This window comes from Paraburkholderia sp. GAS32, from assembly GCF_050434225.1.
In the GTDB taxonomy this organism is placed as follows: Bacteria; Pseudomonadota; Gammaproteobacteria; order Burkholderiales; family Burkholderiaceae; genus Paraburkholderia; species Paraburkholderia madseniana.
The window spans coordinates 64,292-79,264 of record NZ_JBNPVS010000045.1 but is presented as its reverse complement, the minus strand read 5'-3'; the positions used below and the strand labels follow the sequence as shown (position 1 = coordinate 79,264).

The following is a 14,973-nucleotide window of genomic DNA, read 5'->3' as shown; positions in this document are numbered from 1 at the left end:
TCAAATTCATCGATCTCTTCTGTCATTGCGATCGCCCGCAGTCTCTATTACTTCATACTACCAGGTATCGCTTTTTATTGACACAGTAAGACTAGTGTGCGGTAGCACGGTGCTCGCGTGGATGAGTCGCACCTCACTCTACGTATTTTCGCCAAATGTACCGGTTACGGGCGCAAAATGAGTCGCACTCCTGATCCGGTACCATGATGGTACTTCTAAGTTGTAGCGTATATCTGATTCGAAAGTGACGAAGTACGTGAAAATGAGTTCTTCCCTGCGCCGGCGGTCGTGACAATCCGCGCCGTCGACGCTCTTAGGGCTTCTTCGGCGATAGCCGCCGACACGCCGAAAGTATTGCGCTTTGTTTCTCTTCACATATCGACCGAGCCGTAGAGACTAGACTGGAGCATCCGATTCACTTCAACAACGGCTAGCTGTGATCTCTCATGTTCGCTCCTGCATTTCGATCGAGTGCGAGGTAGACTGGCACCGACAGCAGAGTCACAATGCCCAACGCAACAAAGGACAACGTAAAGTCGCTCACGGTCAGCCGTTGCGATTCACCTGCCGACAGGTATAGCGTAAGTCCCGCAAGACTGATTCCAAATCCCATACTGATCTGCTGAATGACGGTCGACAAGGTCGATGCCTTACTCACCTCTGCCGGAAGCACTTCTGCGAACGCAAGCGCAGAAGCAGCCACGAAATGTGCAGCCCTAAAGAACCCGCCTGCTACAAGCGTTGCCACGATAAATATCGCAGGGGTGCTGTCGCGGAAAGCCACTGGCATCATTGTGGCAATCGCGGTCAGGACCGCTGTGGCCAGCAGTGCTCTGCGAAAACCAATCCGCTGGATAGTAAAGGTTCCACCAAATCGCGCGAGGATGGACCCTAGCATGACACCTGTCATGACGAAGCCCGAGCGCACCGGCGACCAGCCGAGTCCGATCTGAAACAGGAGAGGGAACAGGAACGGTGTGGCACTGATACTCACACGCATGAGCGAACCGCCCAGCATACTAGCCCGATAGGTGCCTTTAGAAAGCATCCTTAAGTCCAGCATCGGCGCCTTACTTCGCAACGCATGCAATACGAACATCACGCCGCCAGCCGCCGCGCAGGCGAAAATGGCGAGCTGCTCCCCTGTTGAGAGTAATCCCGTCCCTACAGTCTCGGACAGGCCGACAACTGTCATGATGGTGAATGCCGCCAGTAAAAAGCCGGTCAAATCAAATCTTCCTGGATGGACATGACGAAGGCGCGGCACAACGCGCAGTACGGTAAAGATTCCCAGGATTCCAACCGGCAGATTGATAAAGAAGATCCACCGCCAGCTTGCCACCTCAAGTAAAAGACCCGCCAATGGTGGCCCCAACAAGGGGCCCACCACAGCCGGCATCGTGAACGCGTTCATCGCATGAACAAGACGCGCACGAGGCGTGGTTGCTACGACGATCAACCTTGCTACGGGCGTCATCATTGCTCCTCCGACGCCCTGCAATACTCGCGACGCAACGAGCATCGAGACCGAATCGGACAGTCCGCAGCAAAGAGAACCCAATAGATAGATTTTCACGGCATTCACAAAGACCCGCCGCGCACCGTATCGATCAGCGAGCCACCCGCTTGCCGGAACAAACACAGCCATCGTCATCAGATACGCCGTCAGGGCGAACTTCAGTTGGAGCGGACTGGTGTGAAACTGGCGAGCCAACGTCGGCAGCGCCGCGCCCAAAGCAGAGGTATCCAGCAGATCCATGAATAGCGCACTCGCCATTGCCATGGGAAGAAACCGGGATGCAGTCGGGGGATCGGGATCAACTGGCAGCTCAGCGCACGTCTTCGTCTCCGATATGTTCGATACGTACCCTTGTTTATCCATAACCTTCGTCCAGTACGAAAACAGCGCTTATATCTCGGGCTTACTGCTGGCGTAGCTTCTAGGCTGTCGGTTGTCCGCAAAACCGCGAACGACCATCCTGTTCCGCAGTTTTGCCAGCAGCGCCTTTCAAACATCTGACCACTGACGACGCGATTACGCATCGTTGATGCCCACTCGGTCCAATGCTTCTCAGACATTCTCAAAACAACAAATAAATTACTCTACGTCATTTTATACCATGGTACGTGCACAGAGATGCGATAAAAATTACAGGATAAGTCAGCTATATTTCTAGTATTAACCCTATTTACCGGCTTTCACATCTCAAGGATAACAGACGATGCATCATCTAAAAATTCGTCCATCATGTAGGGTAAATCCGCAGGACGGCGACAGCAGCGTTGAACACGGCGGTTGTGGCACTAACCGACGCGGGGCATGGAAAACGCATGCGCACGACGTCTGCGTTCTGGGCGAACCGTGGTGCTCGGAGATTTCGACGCGCAATGTCTCGCTGCGACAGAGTACGCGTTGCTCGAAGAAAGCTATATCGTTGTCACTCAGGCACTCGACGCATCCGATACCGGGTCGGTCAAGGATTTTGCAAGTCCGATCGGTTCGCTAGGTCCGTCGCGCGCGTTCGTACATACAGCGGCGTTTCACCCGCGATGGCACGCGCAGAGAGGATTCATGCGGTAAACCTCTTTGGCACCGCATTGCTCGACCCATCTTTCCTCTGGCTGCGGACGGCACAGTCGGCGTCGTCATTGCCAGCATGGGCGGATACTGCGTCAGCCGGTCTGCCGAAACCGAACGGTTAATCGCCACCAATCCGGTAGAAAGGCTGCTCGATGTCGTGGCAACGCAAAGCCCCCGCGATCGTTCAACTGCCTACAGAACCGCAAAACATGCGAGCCAATTGCGTGTCCAGCATGCCGGATTAAACGGGGGGCACGCGGGGTGCACGGTTCGTTTCCGTGCCCAAGCACTATCTCTATGCCGGTGGCCTCCGGCGAGCGAACTGAAGTCTGTGGCGGTTACTGAAACGTTGAAAAATCCGCATCGCCTCGCATAGGCACGCCGATCGACATCGCATCGGCGGTGTAATGGCTGATCAGCCCAGCAGCCTCTTTCATCACCGGAACCGACGTTCTGGTGGACGAATGAGTGACTGCCGTGCTGAAACGGCATTGAGGTTCCGCTCGTAGCCAGATCTACAATTTTCATCCTCCAGTTCGCCCGGCGCACCGACCGCGACCGCCTCAAGCCACCTGTTCGCAATGCTAGCGCCCGACTTCCTCGAGCAGAGCCTGCGCGAGTTGCTCCGGCGCATCGATCATCATGTCATGTCCGGCATCGATGACGACCGTTCGCCACGCCGGATCCTGACCCAACCGGTCGAATATTTCGCCATTGAGCGCAAAACCATAGTTGCTGGCAAGCATATAAGTGCGGTTATGAACCGCCGGCTCCCTGCCTGTCAGTCGTACCGCCTCAACGAAGGTGGCAATCGGCTGTGGCACGCAGCGGCGCTCAACCCATTCAGAATCGGCGTCATTGACGTTGAAGAACGCTGCTCCGGGCGACGGTACGCGACCGTCAAGTGCGGCAGTAGCAACCGTGCGTTTCATGATTTCAGTGCCGACGACGTCGAACAAAGACTGACCGTCCTCTGGAACGATAGCATCGAGGTAGACAAGCGTGCGGATGCGCTCGCCTTCGGCCGCCGCCACTCCCGTGATCACCATGCCGCCATAAGAGTGGCCGCACAGGATCACATTCGACAACTCCTCGCTGCGCAGCAAGGCGGCGACGTCCTCAATGTGAACGGAAAGGTTGATGGACATGTGCGCGAGATGTGCGCGTTCGCCAAGACCCGTCAGGGTGGGCGTAAAGACATCATGTCCGGCCGCTCGCAAGATTCGGGCAACGCGACTGTAGCACCAGCCGCCATGGAAGGCGCCGTGAACAAGAACAAAAGTGTGCATTGTTGTCATCTCACTTAACGTTTGACACGGACGCCTCGCTTGCTCCGAACGGTCGGCCGCCCCATTTCTCCGCAAAAGTCTTGATTGCAGTCGACACCTGATCCGGCGCCTCCAGCATGTTGAAATGACCAACGCTGGGCACGATACCGACTTCCAGGTGCGGAATGTAACGGCGCAAGTAATCGAGCCACGGTGTAGTGATCGTTCCCGGCTCGAGTGATATACGCGCCTGCTTGTGATCGTGGAAAGTGCTTTGAATTGCCAGCACAGGGAAAGTGGGGGGAATGGCACCCAAGGCGCTATCGATACCTAGCGCGTCCCATAGGCCTGTTGCGCTGGCGATTGCCTCTATGGCGGCAGGCGGCGTTGATGCTGCCGTGCTCACTACCCGCGCCTTTACATCCGGATCAGCGTTCTCAAAGAACATCGACTCAAAACGATCCGCGAGATATTTCCCGGGATCGTCACCGAAACGCTGCGCCTCCACCTGGTTGACGTCTTCCGGGGACGTCCCCATCGCCAGCCGACTCCCATCTACCAGTACAGCCCCCAGCAGGTGCTCGGGGCGGTCTGCTACTGCCTGGATCGTCACGCGCGCTCCAAGGCTATGCCCTACAACAACGGTGGGACCAAGATCCAGCGCATCAATAATGTCGTGAACGTCAGATGCAAACCGCTTCACCGTGCAGGAACTGTAGGAGACCACCGACGAACCGTGACATCGTTGATCGATAGTCACAATCGTAAAAGAGTCTTTCAAGGCGTCGAACTGATGTTGCCAGTCACGATGGTCGCAAAATCCGCCATGAACGAACAAGAGCACGGGAGCGCCGGTGCCGGCTTTTTTGTAGAAGACGTTGCAGTTCTGAATATCTACGAATGGCATCGTGTCATACTCCAGACATGATTCGATTCGGGCAAAATTATGCTGGCATGTCAACGTGCCCGTTAAGTTCGTGGCTGTCCAGCAGCAGCGCATTGCAACGCGGCCGTGCTGTTACCCAAGGAGGAACAATTCAGATGGGCGATAAGTGTTCTTCTGCCGCTGCGCCGGACTGACCTGTGTCTGACGGACTTCGTCCGGCGAACCATATAAAGCAAGGCCAATGGCCTCGCGTATCGTCGACGCCGCAGATCGCTGTTGCGCGGAACAATCCACTCCGAGCAAATGCGAATTCGGACTGTACGCGTCCAGAGCGACCTCCAGCGCCCTCAGCATCGCGGGAGCGGCACGCAGAAGACGAGCCACAGCAAGACCGTCTCCGTGCCGCTCCGCTAGCCGGTTCACCGTCGCTACGACCGTTCCGTCCGTATCTCCAATTACCGCACTGCGCGTGTCATACGGATCGATATGGAGTTGAAAGTTATATTCACTAATGCAATCTGCCATGGTCACACCACTTCGGAGAATGAGGCCGTTGAGCCGCGGAAGTTTCGAATACGACTGTGATTCTTAATCCTCGATATTGCAATTCACGCGCGATGACACGTCGACGGCTTACTTCGGCGATGACATTGGAATCTCGTCGAATGGCACGTTTCTGTCCACGCGCAAATCCCCGGGCAAACCCAGAACGCGTTCAGCAATAATGTTTCTCAATATCTCATCTGTTCCGCCCGCGATACGTTTTCCCGGAGCGTACAGATAGGCATCCTGAAAAAGTCCGCCGCATAGTGCCTGCTCAGGATCGCTCACGACCGCCGCCGGCCCCATCAGATCCAATGCCAGCGAGACAATCGCCTGAAGCTTGGTGGCATTGACGGCCTTGGCGATGGACGCCTCCGGCCCCGGCTTCTGCCCTCGCGATAAAGCAGTCATGACACGGTACCGGGTATATCTCACGCCCTCGGTCTGAACGTACCAATCGGCGAGTTTTTCTCTGACGCCCTGATTTTCAAGCGGAAACTTCCCGCCAATCCTGGTATCGGAGCACAACCTGAATATGTCGGCAAACGAAGGACCGCTCGTTTCCGCTATGGCAAGCCGCTCGTGCGAAAGCGTCGTCAAGGCGACGGCCCAACCGTCACCCACTTCGCCGAGACGCTGCGCGTCGGGCACACGCATCTGGTCGAAGAACACCTCGTTGAAGCTATGGTCGCCAGAGATACGCTTGATCGGCCTGACCTCGATGCCGGGCGAACGCATATCAACAAAGAACGCCGTCAGGCCGGCGTGCTTGGAAACCTTCGGGTCCGTACGGGTCAGCAAAAGACCGAAATCCGCGATGTTGGCGTGCGACGTCCAGATTTTTTGGCCACTTACAAGCCAGTCTTCGCCATCGCGCGTGGCGCGCGTGCGCAGCGCGGCAAGGTCTGATCCGGCAGAAGGTTCAGAAAATAGTTGGCACCAGAGCTCTTTGCCTCCGAGCGCCGGGCCAACATGGCGTTCAAGCACCGCCTCGTCTGCATAGCTCAGCAGCGTCGGTATACACATACCGAGCGTCACTTCGAACACACCTCGAGGTACATCGAAATGTGCTTCTTCCTGATTGTATATGACCTGCTCGATTGGCTTGCCTTCGCGACCACCCCAGCGCTTCGGCAACTGGATCGACGCAAAGCCATGATTGGCCTTGATTGCCTGCCATTCGCGCGCCCGCTTTACCATTTCTTCATCCGGAGCGCCCTGAGAAAGTCGCGCCGAAGCGTCGCGCTTACGGCGCGCATGCTGTTCGAGAAATTCACGCACTTCGGCGCGAAACAATTCTTCGTCGGGTTTATCGTCAAAATCCATGATGTCATCCCGTAATGAGGTCAGGGCGCCGCACGAGTTCGCTAACGATATGCTCTTTCCAGTCCCCAGAAGGTCCGTTGAGAGCAACGAGCATCTTTGCGCGCCGCAGATAAAGATGGCAGTCTGCTTCCCAAGTTACCCCGAAGCCACCATGCGTCTGGATGTTTTCTTTGGCACTAAGCTGGAAGGCGTCCGAGGCGCAAACTAGTGCCGATGCCGCCGCAACAGTCAATTTCGAGGGATCGCCAGCGAGCGCCCACGCCGCGAAATAGGCATTTGACCTGGCCAGCTCAACGGCGATATACATGTCGGCAAGTTTGTGCTTGATGGCCTGAAAGGATCCGATCGGGCGTCCAAACGCGTAACGCGATTTTGCGTATTCGACTGCCATGTCCAGACACGCCTGGGCGCCGCCGAGCAGCTCGAATGCAAGGGGAACGCCCGCCCTGGCCATCAGAACGCGCATATCCCCGGGCGACATCCGCATTGATCCCAAAGGCTCAGCGTGCGCGCCGTTGAACTGCACACGTGCCTGATCTCGCGTCGGGTCAATCGTGACGAGACGCTGCCGCTCGACACCGGGCGCGGCCAGCTCAACCAGGTAAAGGCCGAACGCATCGTCATCCGCGCCGTCCCGCGCCGCAACAATAACGAAGTCGGCATACGTCGCGTCGGGCACGGGCCATTTCGTTCCACTCAGAAGGCCATCCAAGACCTCAGCCGTGAAGGGGCCAGTGCACGATGCCTCAAAACCTTCTGCAAACGCGAAAGTGCCGATCAATTTGCCCGCACCAAGATCAGGAAGCAGACGTCGTTTCTGTTCGGCGGAGCCGTATGTGCTGACTATCATCGTCGCAACGTACACTGACGAAGAAAACGGAATCGCAGCGTTTGCCCGGCCGAGCTCATAGGCGAGCATGCACAGCACCTCGCCGGACAGGCCGGAGCCTCCATGTTCTTCGGCAATCGACACACCGGTCCATCCCAGCTCCGCAACGAGTCGCCACAGATCCTCGTCGTATGGAGACAAGCCGTCGAGTACGCGCCGTGCGCCGCTCAGGCTGCCGTGACGTGCGAGCGAGCGCCGTGCCTCCTCTCCGATGGCGAGCGCTTCTTCAGAAAAATCAAAATTCATGGTGTCCTCTACGAATGCCAGACTGTGCGCAATGTCCGCCGACGGGTATGCAAGCCATGCGGGCTATTGGCGCTCCGCGGCGGACTGCATCATCAACGCGCCCCGCTCCATCATCTCGTCCGGAGGCGCGGGCAGAACAACTGCCTTGCCTGCGCGCGTAGGCAAAATTACGATCGCGGTCCCCGGCGCCGTCACCTCGCCCCGTTGATTGACGCCCGAGATTTCCAGATCGACCACGTGGTGAATACCGATCTCGCGCTTGCCAACCACCCTCCCCGAACAGATCGTCGTATCGCCCATGAAGTTGAACGCGCGCGATTGACACGACAGTTGCCATAGCCAGGCGTCATCGCCCATCCAGTTTGTGACTAAATGGATCAGCCAACTTGTGCGCATCTGGCCGTAATCATAGGAAGTCGGCAATCCGAGGTCCGTGGCGCGCTGATGATCCCAATGCACTCGCTGCACCACGTCAGGCACACCCCAGACATCCGGTACGAAGAACGCCGGCATACGGCTGCGCTGCCGCCAGTTGTAGCGTAATGGGCCGATGCCGCTACTGGACAGCCCAAGCCCCATGTGCATCGAAATGATGTCGACCATCGTCAGCGGTCCCTTTGCAACGGGCGTGAGTTCATCGCCGATCTGCACATCGTCCCAGTATCGCTTTTCGGCGCCACGCCGTTGCTCGGCTGCATAGACTTCGTCGATCCGCGCGATGTCCTCGGCACTGTAGCTCTGACGCGTGACCGAAGCGTAGCGACCTGTCTTCTTGCTACCCTCGCGCTCGGCACTTAAATAGGCCTCTTCGCGCCGGCCCACCGGCAGCCCGGCGCGGTTCACCCAAAGGTCACGATAGACTTCGGTCACCGATATACCGCCGCTGAATGACGACTTCTCATTCACTTTGACTTCGGACGTCACGCGTTCGACAAGGAGCCGCTCTTCCGGATAGACTGGTTGCCACCAGGTCCATGCGACCCCGGTATAGTATTTGCCGACTCCCCGGAAAAGCCCCTTGAATAGCTGCTTTTGAGCAGCGTCCGGCTTGGATGTCAGGTTTGTGCCCGTCGAATGAAGAAATAGCGGAAAAGCAATCTGGTCGCGCCAGCGTGTGGTTCTGGCGTAAGCGGGGTCATGCCACAGCGGATTGTCGTCGCCACAGGCCCACGCGAAATGACGCAAAACATCGCGAGATGCAATCTCGTTGTATGGCTTGTTATAGGCGAATTTCGGTATCCCGATCTGGGCCTTGGCTCGATCGATGTCAGCGCGTGTGATTGTCCCCTTACTTTCTTCGGGAACCGCTCCATCCGGTGCGTTTTCCTGCTCTTTCAGTTCCATCTATTGTCTCCATGAAGATGGTCAAAAAACGCGGACCACCCAGCAATCCATTACTTACCGCAGTGCGATCACCGTCGGTCTGAGTTCGCGACACTGCGAACGCGCAGCTTTCAGGTTCCCGTGAAGCGCGGCGTGCGTTTTTCACGAAACGCGAATGCTGCTTCCTTGACGTCTTGCGTGCGACTGCAGCGCGCCATATGGAACGCTTCAGATTCCATGACCTCATCAAGCGAACCCGTTTCCGCCCGCACAATGTTCTGCTTGATGTAGCGCAGCGCAATCGCAGGACCGTCCGCCAGTCGTGCGGCAGTATTCAACGTAGCCTGCCGAAGATCTGATGCGTCTTCCAACCGTGTGATCAGCCCAATGCGAAGGCCGTCCTCTGCGGATATCTTGTCGCCAAGGAACATCAGTTCGCGGGCTCTCGCAGACCCCACCAACTGCGTCAGGAAATAACTCACACCAAGATCGCCGGACATGGCAACCCGGACATACGAAGTCGAAAGCGTCGCCTCGCGAGCCGCGAACCGCATATCGCAGGCGAGCGCTAGTGCGAGGCCAGCACCCGCCGCAACCCCGTTGATCATCGCGATCGTCGGCTTTGGCATGCTGTGCAACAACCGCACGGTCTCGCCGTGATGAAGCAGGCTGTCAGCCCGGTCCTCCATGCTAAGTCGCGCACTTCCGCTCGGGGCTTCGGAGCGACGCATGTCGCCGCCTGAACAGAACGCACGCCCCGCTCCGGAAAGGACGACCGCGCCCACCTCCTTGTCGCTCGCTGCATCGCGCAATGCATCCAGGAGTTGTTGATGCAACCCCGGCGTCAGTGCATTGAGACTGTCTGGACGGTTCAGGGTAAGGATAAGCACCCGGCCATCGCGCGCTTTTGTGAGTTCGCCACGGCCCTCCTGCCGCAAGGCGTGCTCGGCAACGTCCCACAGGGTGTCGAATTCAGAGGTCATGACGGACAACTCCTCGTCGATTGAGCGTGAAACTACGCATGTGACTGCACGACCGCGCATGTATACCTATCCGTGCCATGGCAGCGCCCGCTGTAGCAAAGAAAACGTCACGATTCATCGCAGCGTCCATCCGGCCTCCGCTTTGGTATTCGCCGGATTCAACTCCGTGGCGATAGGCTTACCAATCTGGATGTATTTCAACGCATTGCTTACGGCCTGCGCCCGCGGCAGACTTTGCGCCTCCCAGACAGCGCGCACGGACCCCTGCACGGCCACCGGATGACGCCTTGCGACCATGGCAGCAAGTTCTTGTGCACGAGGCCATAGCCGCTCGGCCGTTGTTACCTCGGTGACCAGGCTGATCCGCAACGCGGTACTCGCGCTGATCCGCTCGGCATCGGCGAGAAGCACCATTCGCATAATTTCCTGATACGGAATGTGCCCCATCGCCCCGATGGGCTCGACCGCAGAAATCTTGCCGAACTTCAGATGGGGGTCGAAGAACGTCGCATCGTCCGAACAGATGACGATATCGGCCTCGTTGAGCCAATAGAACGCGCCACCCGCGGCAATGCCGTGCACGGCAACAATCAGGGGCTTCCATACCTTATTGCTTTTCGGTCCCAGCCATTCGCCCGGATCGTCCTGGTCAAACGGCATTTCCTCCTGACCAGGCGCACGCCAGCCTTCCTTGACGTCAACCCCGGAACAGAACGCGCGCCCGGGTGCCGCACGCAGGACAACGACTCGCACCTCCGGATCAGTGCGTAGCTGACGCCACAGTTCGCGGAATTCGACTACCATCGACCGGTTAAAGCAGTTCAGCTTGTCGGGCCTGTTCAGCGTCACAGTCGCGACGCCGTCTGCGACGTCCACAAGAATGGTCGAGTAGTCATTGACGACGGGGCTTTCCATATTTTTTTCCAAGATGCTAGACACCCAGCAACGCTTTCAGGTCTGGGCGACTTACCTTCATCGAAGCCGTGCGCGGAAGCGCCTCGACAATCCGAAACTCCGTGGGAATCATGTAAGCAGTCAGTGCCTGGCGTGCGAATGCGATCAACTCATCAACCGTTGGCGCGACGGCGCCGGGAGTCATTTCGATGGCTGCAACCGGCACCTCGCCGAGACGACGATCCGCTTTACCGATGACCGCGGCGTCACGCACGCCCGGGTATCGTCGCAGCACGGCGGCCACTTCCTCCGGAAGGATTTTGAAACCGCCTCGGTTGATTGCATCATCCGCGCGGCCATGCAGGAAGAGAAACCCATCTTCGTCGATCGACGCAAGATCGTTGGTGCGAATCCAGTCGGGCCCGAAGCGGTCGCACCTGACGCTCAGTACGCCAATCTGACCGGCGGGCAGAGCGGTTTCGGGGGCATCCGGTGCCGCGACCTGCAGCAGGACGTCACTGCGCGCCCGCCCAACACTGCGACGCTTGTTGGATGCGTACCGCCGATGATCCTCCAGGGTCCAGCCGGCCACTCCGCCGATAAATTCGGCCGCACCGTAGTCGACGAGGATGGGCACGTTATAGCGCTGCTCGAAATCGAGTTGGACCTGCGCGTCGAGTGGCGCGGTTCCAGCCCGAACGGCCTTCAGACTCTTCAGGAGCAGCGGTTCAATACCGGCCTCCAGGATCATCTGAATCATCGCTGGTACAAGACTCGCGGATTTGATCTGGTAACGCTCGACGGCGCGCGCCCACTCATCGGGCACAAATTTTTCGAGCAATACCATCGGCCGCGCTTGGTACAGCGCGAGTAGAAGTCCGAATAATCCGCCTGCATGGCTGAACGGCTTAAGCAGAATTGCCGGTGAGCGCTTCACTCTCAGTTCGCCTTCAGTCTCTCCCTTTCCGCGTTGTTCAGCAGATTGCAGCGACGGGATCAGCACGTCTTCCCGCACAGGAATCCGCTTGGGTGCTCCCGTCGTCCCGCTGGTGAGCCGCTCCAGAATGTACCCCGGCATGGGATCCCGGTGCGGACCGGCTCCAACCGCTGAAAGCTGAGGATGCACGCTCACCCGCACCGGTGAAGAGCCACTGACCACGATGCCGAGGGTACCGGCCTCTGCAGCCGCCGCTACGACTCCTTCCTCGGACCAGTCATCGTCATCCGCAAGCACAGCGCATAGTTGTTGCGCAGCAAGCTCGGCGGCGAAGGTCGCCGAAGCCTGGCGTGGCCGTAACGGGACAACCATCCGTCCGCCAATCAGCAAGCTAACGAAGGAGGCAACTGCGGCTGGCCGATTGCGGGCCACCCAGCCGATCGGCGCATTGTGATCGACTCCGTGGCGCACCAACAGACTCTCGATTTCCTCTGCCGCCCGGCTGAGGTCTTTCCAAGTCGTGGCTGTATGGCCGGCCTCGACCGCAACCGCGTCAGGCTGGAGCAGCAACACGCTGCGAATCCGCTCACCCAGGTGCTTCGCGCTCATCGACGACATTTCATCTCCATAAGACAGGCATCACAAGACAACTGATCAGCCTGGCAACTCCATCTTTGCCTCGGACCGATGGACTCATAATAACTTACTTATCGTCACTTTTGTAGACGCATCACCCACCAGGAAAAACCCCCATGAAATCCAGCAATTGCCCATTATATTCAGGAAAATTGCCGGCCGCTTCATACGGCGTTGACTACGCTATAGCTGATGCTATATCATTTATTTGTCACGCTGAAGTTCAGCCAAAAGCCGAATAAACTGGAGGAGCAAGATGGATTTGCAGTTTTCCCGTGAAGACAAGGTTTTCCGTGAGGAAGCCCGGGACTGGCTGAACAGCAATTGCCCATGCGAACGGCGCCCCCACGCCGGCGAAGCGATGCGCGAGTTCGACCTTGCATGGCAGAAGCGCCAATATGAAGGTGGCTGGGCTGGCGTTTCGTGGCCCCCACAGTACGGTGGACTGGGACTTTCCCTGACGCGACAGTTGATCTGGCACGAGGAATACGCGCGCGCGGATGCGCCAGACAATCATTTGTGTTTCGTCGCGCTCAACCACGCAGGTCCGACCATCATTGCCAGAGGCTCGGAGGCGCAAAAGCAGGAGCATCTGCCAAAGATTCTCAGCGGCCGAACGATCTGGTGCCAGGGATTCTCCGAACCTAACGCCGGATCAGATCTTGGCAGCCTGAAGACACGTGCCCACATCGACGGCGAGTATCTCGTGGTCAACGGATCGAAGATCTGGACGAGCCACGGACACTTGTCGGATTGGCAGGAACTTCTGGTTCGCACGGACCCGGAAGCGCCAAAACATAAAGGCATCAGTTGGGTGATCTGTGACATGAGGTCAGCCGGCATCACACTTCGCCCCATCGAGATCATGACTTCACCGAACCAGGTGCATTTCGTCCAATGCTTTTACGACGACGTGCGCATTCCTCTGGCAAACGTCGTGGGAGCGGTCAACGACGGATGGAATGTCGCGATGTCAACGCTTGGTTTCGAGCGAGGCACCGCTCAAATCCGCGACATGATCCGCTACGCGTTTCTGCTCGAAAGAATGATCGAAAGGGCGCAGCAACGTCTTGGAGCGGACTGTCCGCTGTCGAAAGACGAGATTGGCACGCGGCTCGCGCAGTTGCGTGCCGACATGGCGGCCGCAAGAGCCATGACCTATATGGTAGTTTCCCGCGCCCAGGCCGGAATCAGCGGTTCCGAGAGTTCGTTAATGCGGGCGATGGTCGGCGAGACGCAGCAGCGGGCGCGGCGCCTCGCACTCGACATCCTCGGGCCCTACGCGCTGGAAAATCCTGAAGACGATGATTGGGTCTACTACTACCTTCGCTCCTTTGCGATCACGATCGCAGCCGGTACCGCGCAGATTCAGCGCAACATCATCGGCGAACGCGTTCTTGGCCTCCCCCGCTAACACTTGAGGCGCACATGAATCTGCTGCTTTCCGAAGATCAGGTCCAGATTGTCGACACACTGAAACATTTCCTGTCGGAAGAGGCGCCTATATCGCGCTTTCGCCCCCCTGCGCCTCAAATTGGCAATCAGGACCATCTGCTCTTGCCGCATCTCGCAGAACTCGGCTTCCTTGGTATTTCCATTCCCGAAGAGTCAGGGGGGATCGGCTTGAGCGGCGCGGAAGAAATGGTGGTCTATCGCGAGTTCGGGCGGAACCTGCTCTCTCCCGCCATCATGGGCTCGATGCTTGGCGCGCGCGTTGCCGCCGCGGCGGGCAATACTGCCCTTCTAGACGAACTGCTGTCCGGCAAGACCCGTGTCGGGCTTGCCAACCCTCTCGGCGATGCCAGCATCGGAGCACTCTGCAAGGGGGAATTTCACCTCATTGAAAGCATTGATGCGCCGTGGCTGTTGTGCTGCGACGAACAGGGCTCTGCACTGCTCAGGCGGAGTGACTTCACGGCAATTGAGCAGGTTCACGCAATGGACCACTCACTGTCGCTCGAGCGCGCCCGACTGGAAAACATTGCTCCCGCTGCGTGGGTCAGCGCGGAACAGGACGCCATTTACACGCGCGCACTCGTACTGATCGGAGCGTTTTCGGTTGGACTCGCCGAAGCCACGCGAGACATGGCCGTCGAGTATGCAAAGATTCGGGAACAGTTCGGCAAGCCGATCGGGTCATTTCAGTCCATCAAACACATCTGCGCCGACATGGCAATCCGCGCCGAGTCGGCCTTGTGCCAGGCTGCCGTGGCGTCGTTGACACTATCCGCCGATGAACCAGGCGCAGAATTTCATAGTACTGCCTGCAAGCTGGTTTCGATCGACGCCGCGCTGAAGAACGCCTCCCAGAACATTCAGGTACATGGAGCGATCGGCTTCACTTCGGAAGCGGACGCCCATCTCTATCTCAAGCGCGCTCACGTAATGGACCAGCTATGGGGAGACACGCGCGTCCAGCGCGAACGGATGTTGCGCGCCCCATTTGCTGGCTGACACCGGG

11 protein-coding genes are annotated in these 14,973 nt (G+C 58.0%); 2 read left to right on the top strand and 9 right to left on the bottom strand.

Annotated features, from left to right (window positions below; translation table 11 throughout):
• Positions 1–430: 430 nt before the first annotated feature.
• From P3T25_RS37795 to P3T25_RS37755, 9 genes are all read right to left on the bottom strand, one after another.
• Positions 431–1,777: an MFS transporter gene (locus P3T25_RS37795; protein WP_429362196.1), complete on the bottom strand. Its 1,347-nt coding sequence runs from the start codon at positions 1,775–1,777 to the stop codon at positions 431–433.
• 1,388 nt (positions 1,778–3,165) lie between these two features.
• A complete protein-coding gene (locus tag P3T25_RS37790) occupies positions 3,166–3,870 on the bottom strand; it encodes an alpha/beta fold hydrolase (RefSeq protein ID WP_429362188.1) in 705 nt (234 codons plus the stop codon).
• 10 nt (positions 3,871–3,880) lie between these two features.
• Entirely contained in the window at positions 3,881–4,756 is an 876-nt protein-coding gene (locus P3T25_RS37785) for an alpha/beta fold hydrolase (RefSeq protein ID WP_429362186.1), read from the bottom strand.
• A gap of 612 nt (positions 4,757–5,368) precedes the next feature.
• The gene (locus P3T25_RS37780) at positions 5,369–6,604 is read right to left on the bottom strand and encodes an acyl-CoA dehydrogenase family protein (RefSeq protein ID WP_429362184.1); all 1,236 of its coding nucleotides are present in this window, start codon (positions 6,602–6,604) and stop codon (positions 5,369–5,371) included.
• A gap of 4 nt (positions 6,605–6,608) precedes the next feature.
• A complete protein-coding gene (locus tag P3T25_RS37775; protein ID WP_429362182.1) occupies positions 6,609–7,739 on the bottom strand; it encodes an acyl-CoA dehydrogenase family protein in 1,131 nt (376 codons plus the stop codon).
• A 63-nt stretch (positions 7,740–7,802) separates the two neighbouring features.
• Entirely contained in the window at positions 7,803–9,083 is a 1,281-nt protein-coding gene (locus P3T25_RS37770; protein ID WP_429362180.1) for an FAS1-like dehydratase domain-containing protein, read from the bottom strand.
• Positions 9,084–9,193: 110 nt separating this feature from the next.
• Complete coding sequence (locus tag P3T25_RS37765) at positions 9,194–10,045, bottom strand: enoyl-CoA hydratase-related protein (protein WP_429362178.1); 852 nt, start codon at positions 10,043–10,045, stop codon at positions 9,194–9,196.
• A gap of 114 nt (positions 10,046–10,159) precedes the next feature.
• Positions 10,160–10,960, bottom strand: coding sequence for an enoyl-CoA hydratase/isomerase family protein (locus P3T25_RS37760; protein WP_429362176.1), 801 nt, complete (start codon positions 10,958–10,960; stop codon positions 10,160–10,162).
• A gap of 16 nt (positions 10,961–10,976) precedes the next feature.
• Entirely contained in the window at positions 10,977–12,494 is a 1,518-nt protein-coding gene (locus tag P3T25_RS37755) for a class I adenylate-forming enzyme family protein (RefSeq protein ID WP_429362174.1), read from the bottom strand.
• A gap of 274 nt (positions 12,495–12,768) precedes the next feature.
• Here P3T25_RS37755 and P3T25_RS37750 point away from each other — a divergent pair, with 274 nt between their 5' ends.
• Both P3T25_RS37750 and P3T25_RS37745 read left to right on the top strand, forming a co-directional pair.
• Complete coding sequence (locus tag P3T25_RS37750; protein WP_429362172.1) at positions 12,769–13,926, top strand: acyl-CoA dehydrogenase family protein; 1,158 nt, start codon at positions 12,769–12,771, stop codon at positions 13,924–13,926.
• A gap of 14 nt (positions 13,927–13,940) precedes the next feature.
• Positions 13,941–14,966, top strand: coding sequence for an acyl-CoA dehydrogenase family protein (locus P3T25_RS37745; protein WP_429362170.1), 1,026 nt, complete (start codon positions 13,941–13,943; stop codon positions 14,964–14,966).
• Positions 14,967–14,973 lie beyond the last annotated feature (7 nt).

Coding starts and splice junctions, on each gene's coding strand:
- P3T25_RS37745 (WP_429362170.1), top strand. CDS start 13,941: ATGAATCTGCTGCTTTCCGAAGATCAGGTCCAGATTGTCGACACACTG.
- P3T25_RS37755 (WP_429362174.1), bottom strand. CDS start 12,494: ATGTCGTCGATGAGCGCGAAGCACCTGGGTGAGCGGATTCGCAGCGTG.
- P3T25_RS37775 (WP_429362182.1), bottom strand. CDS start 7,739: ATGAATTTTGATTTTTCTGAAGAAGCGCTCGCCATCGGAGAGGAGGCA.
- P3T25_RS37780 (WP_429362184.1), bottom strand. CDS start 6,604: ATGGATTTTGACGATAAACCCGACGAAGAATTGTTTCGCGCCGAAGTG.
- P3T25_RS37770 (WP_429362180.1), bottom strand. CDS start 9,083: ATGGAACTGAAAGAGCAGGAAAACGCACCGGATGGAGCGGTTCCCGAA.
- P3T25_RS37760 (WP_429362176.1), bottom strand. CDS start 10,960: ATGGAAAGCCCCGTCGTCAATGACTACTCGACCATTCTTGTGGACGTC.
- P3T25_RS37785 (WP_429362186.1), bottom strand. CDS start 4,756: ATGCCATTCGTAGATATTCAGAACTGCAACGTCTTCTACAAAAAAGCC.
- P3T25_RS37750 (WP_429362172.1), top strand. CDS start 12,769: ATGGATTTGCAGTTTTCCCGTGAAGACAAGGTTTTCCGTGAGGAAGCC.
- P3T25_RS37765 (WP_429362178.1), bottom strand. CDS start 10,045: ATGACCTCTGAATTCGACACCCTGTGGGACGTTGCCGAGCACGCCTTG.
- P3T25_RS37795 (WP_429362196.1), bottom strand. CDS start 1,777: ATGGCGAGTGCGCTATTCATGGATCTGCTGGATACCTCTGCTTTGGGC.
- P3T25_RS37790 (WP_429362188.1), bottom strand. CDS start 3,870: ATGCACACTTTTGTTCTTGTTCACGGCGCCTTCCATGGCGGCTGGTGC.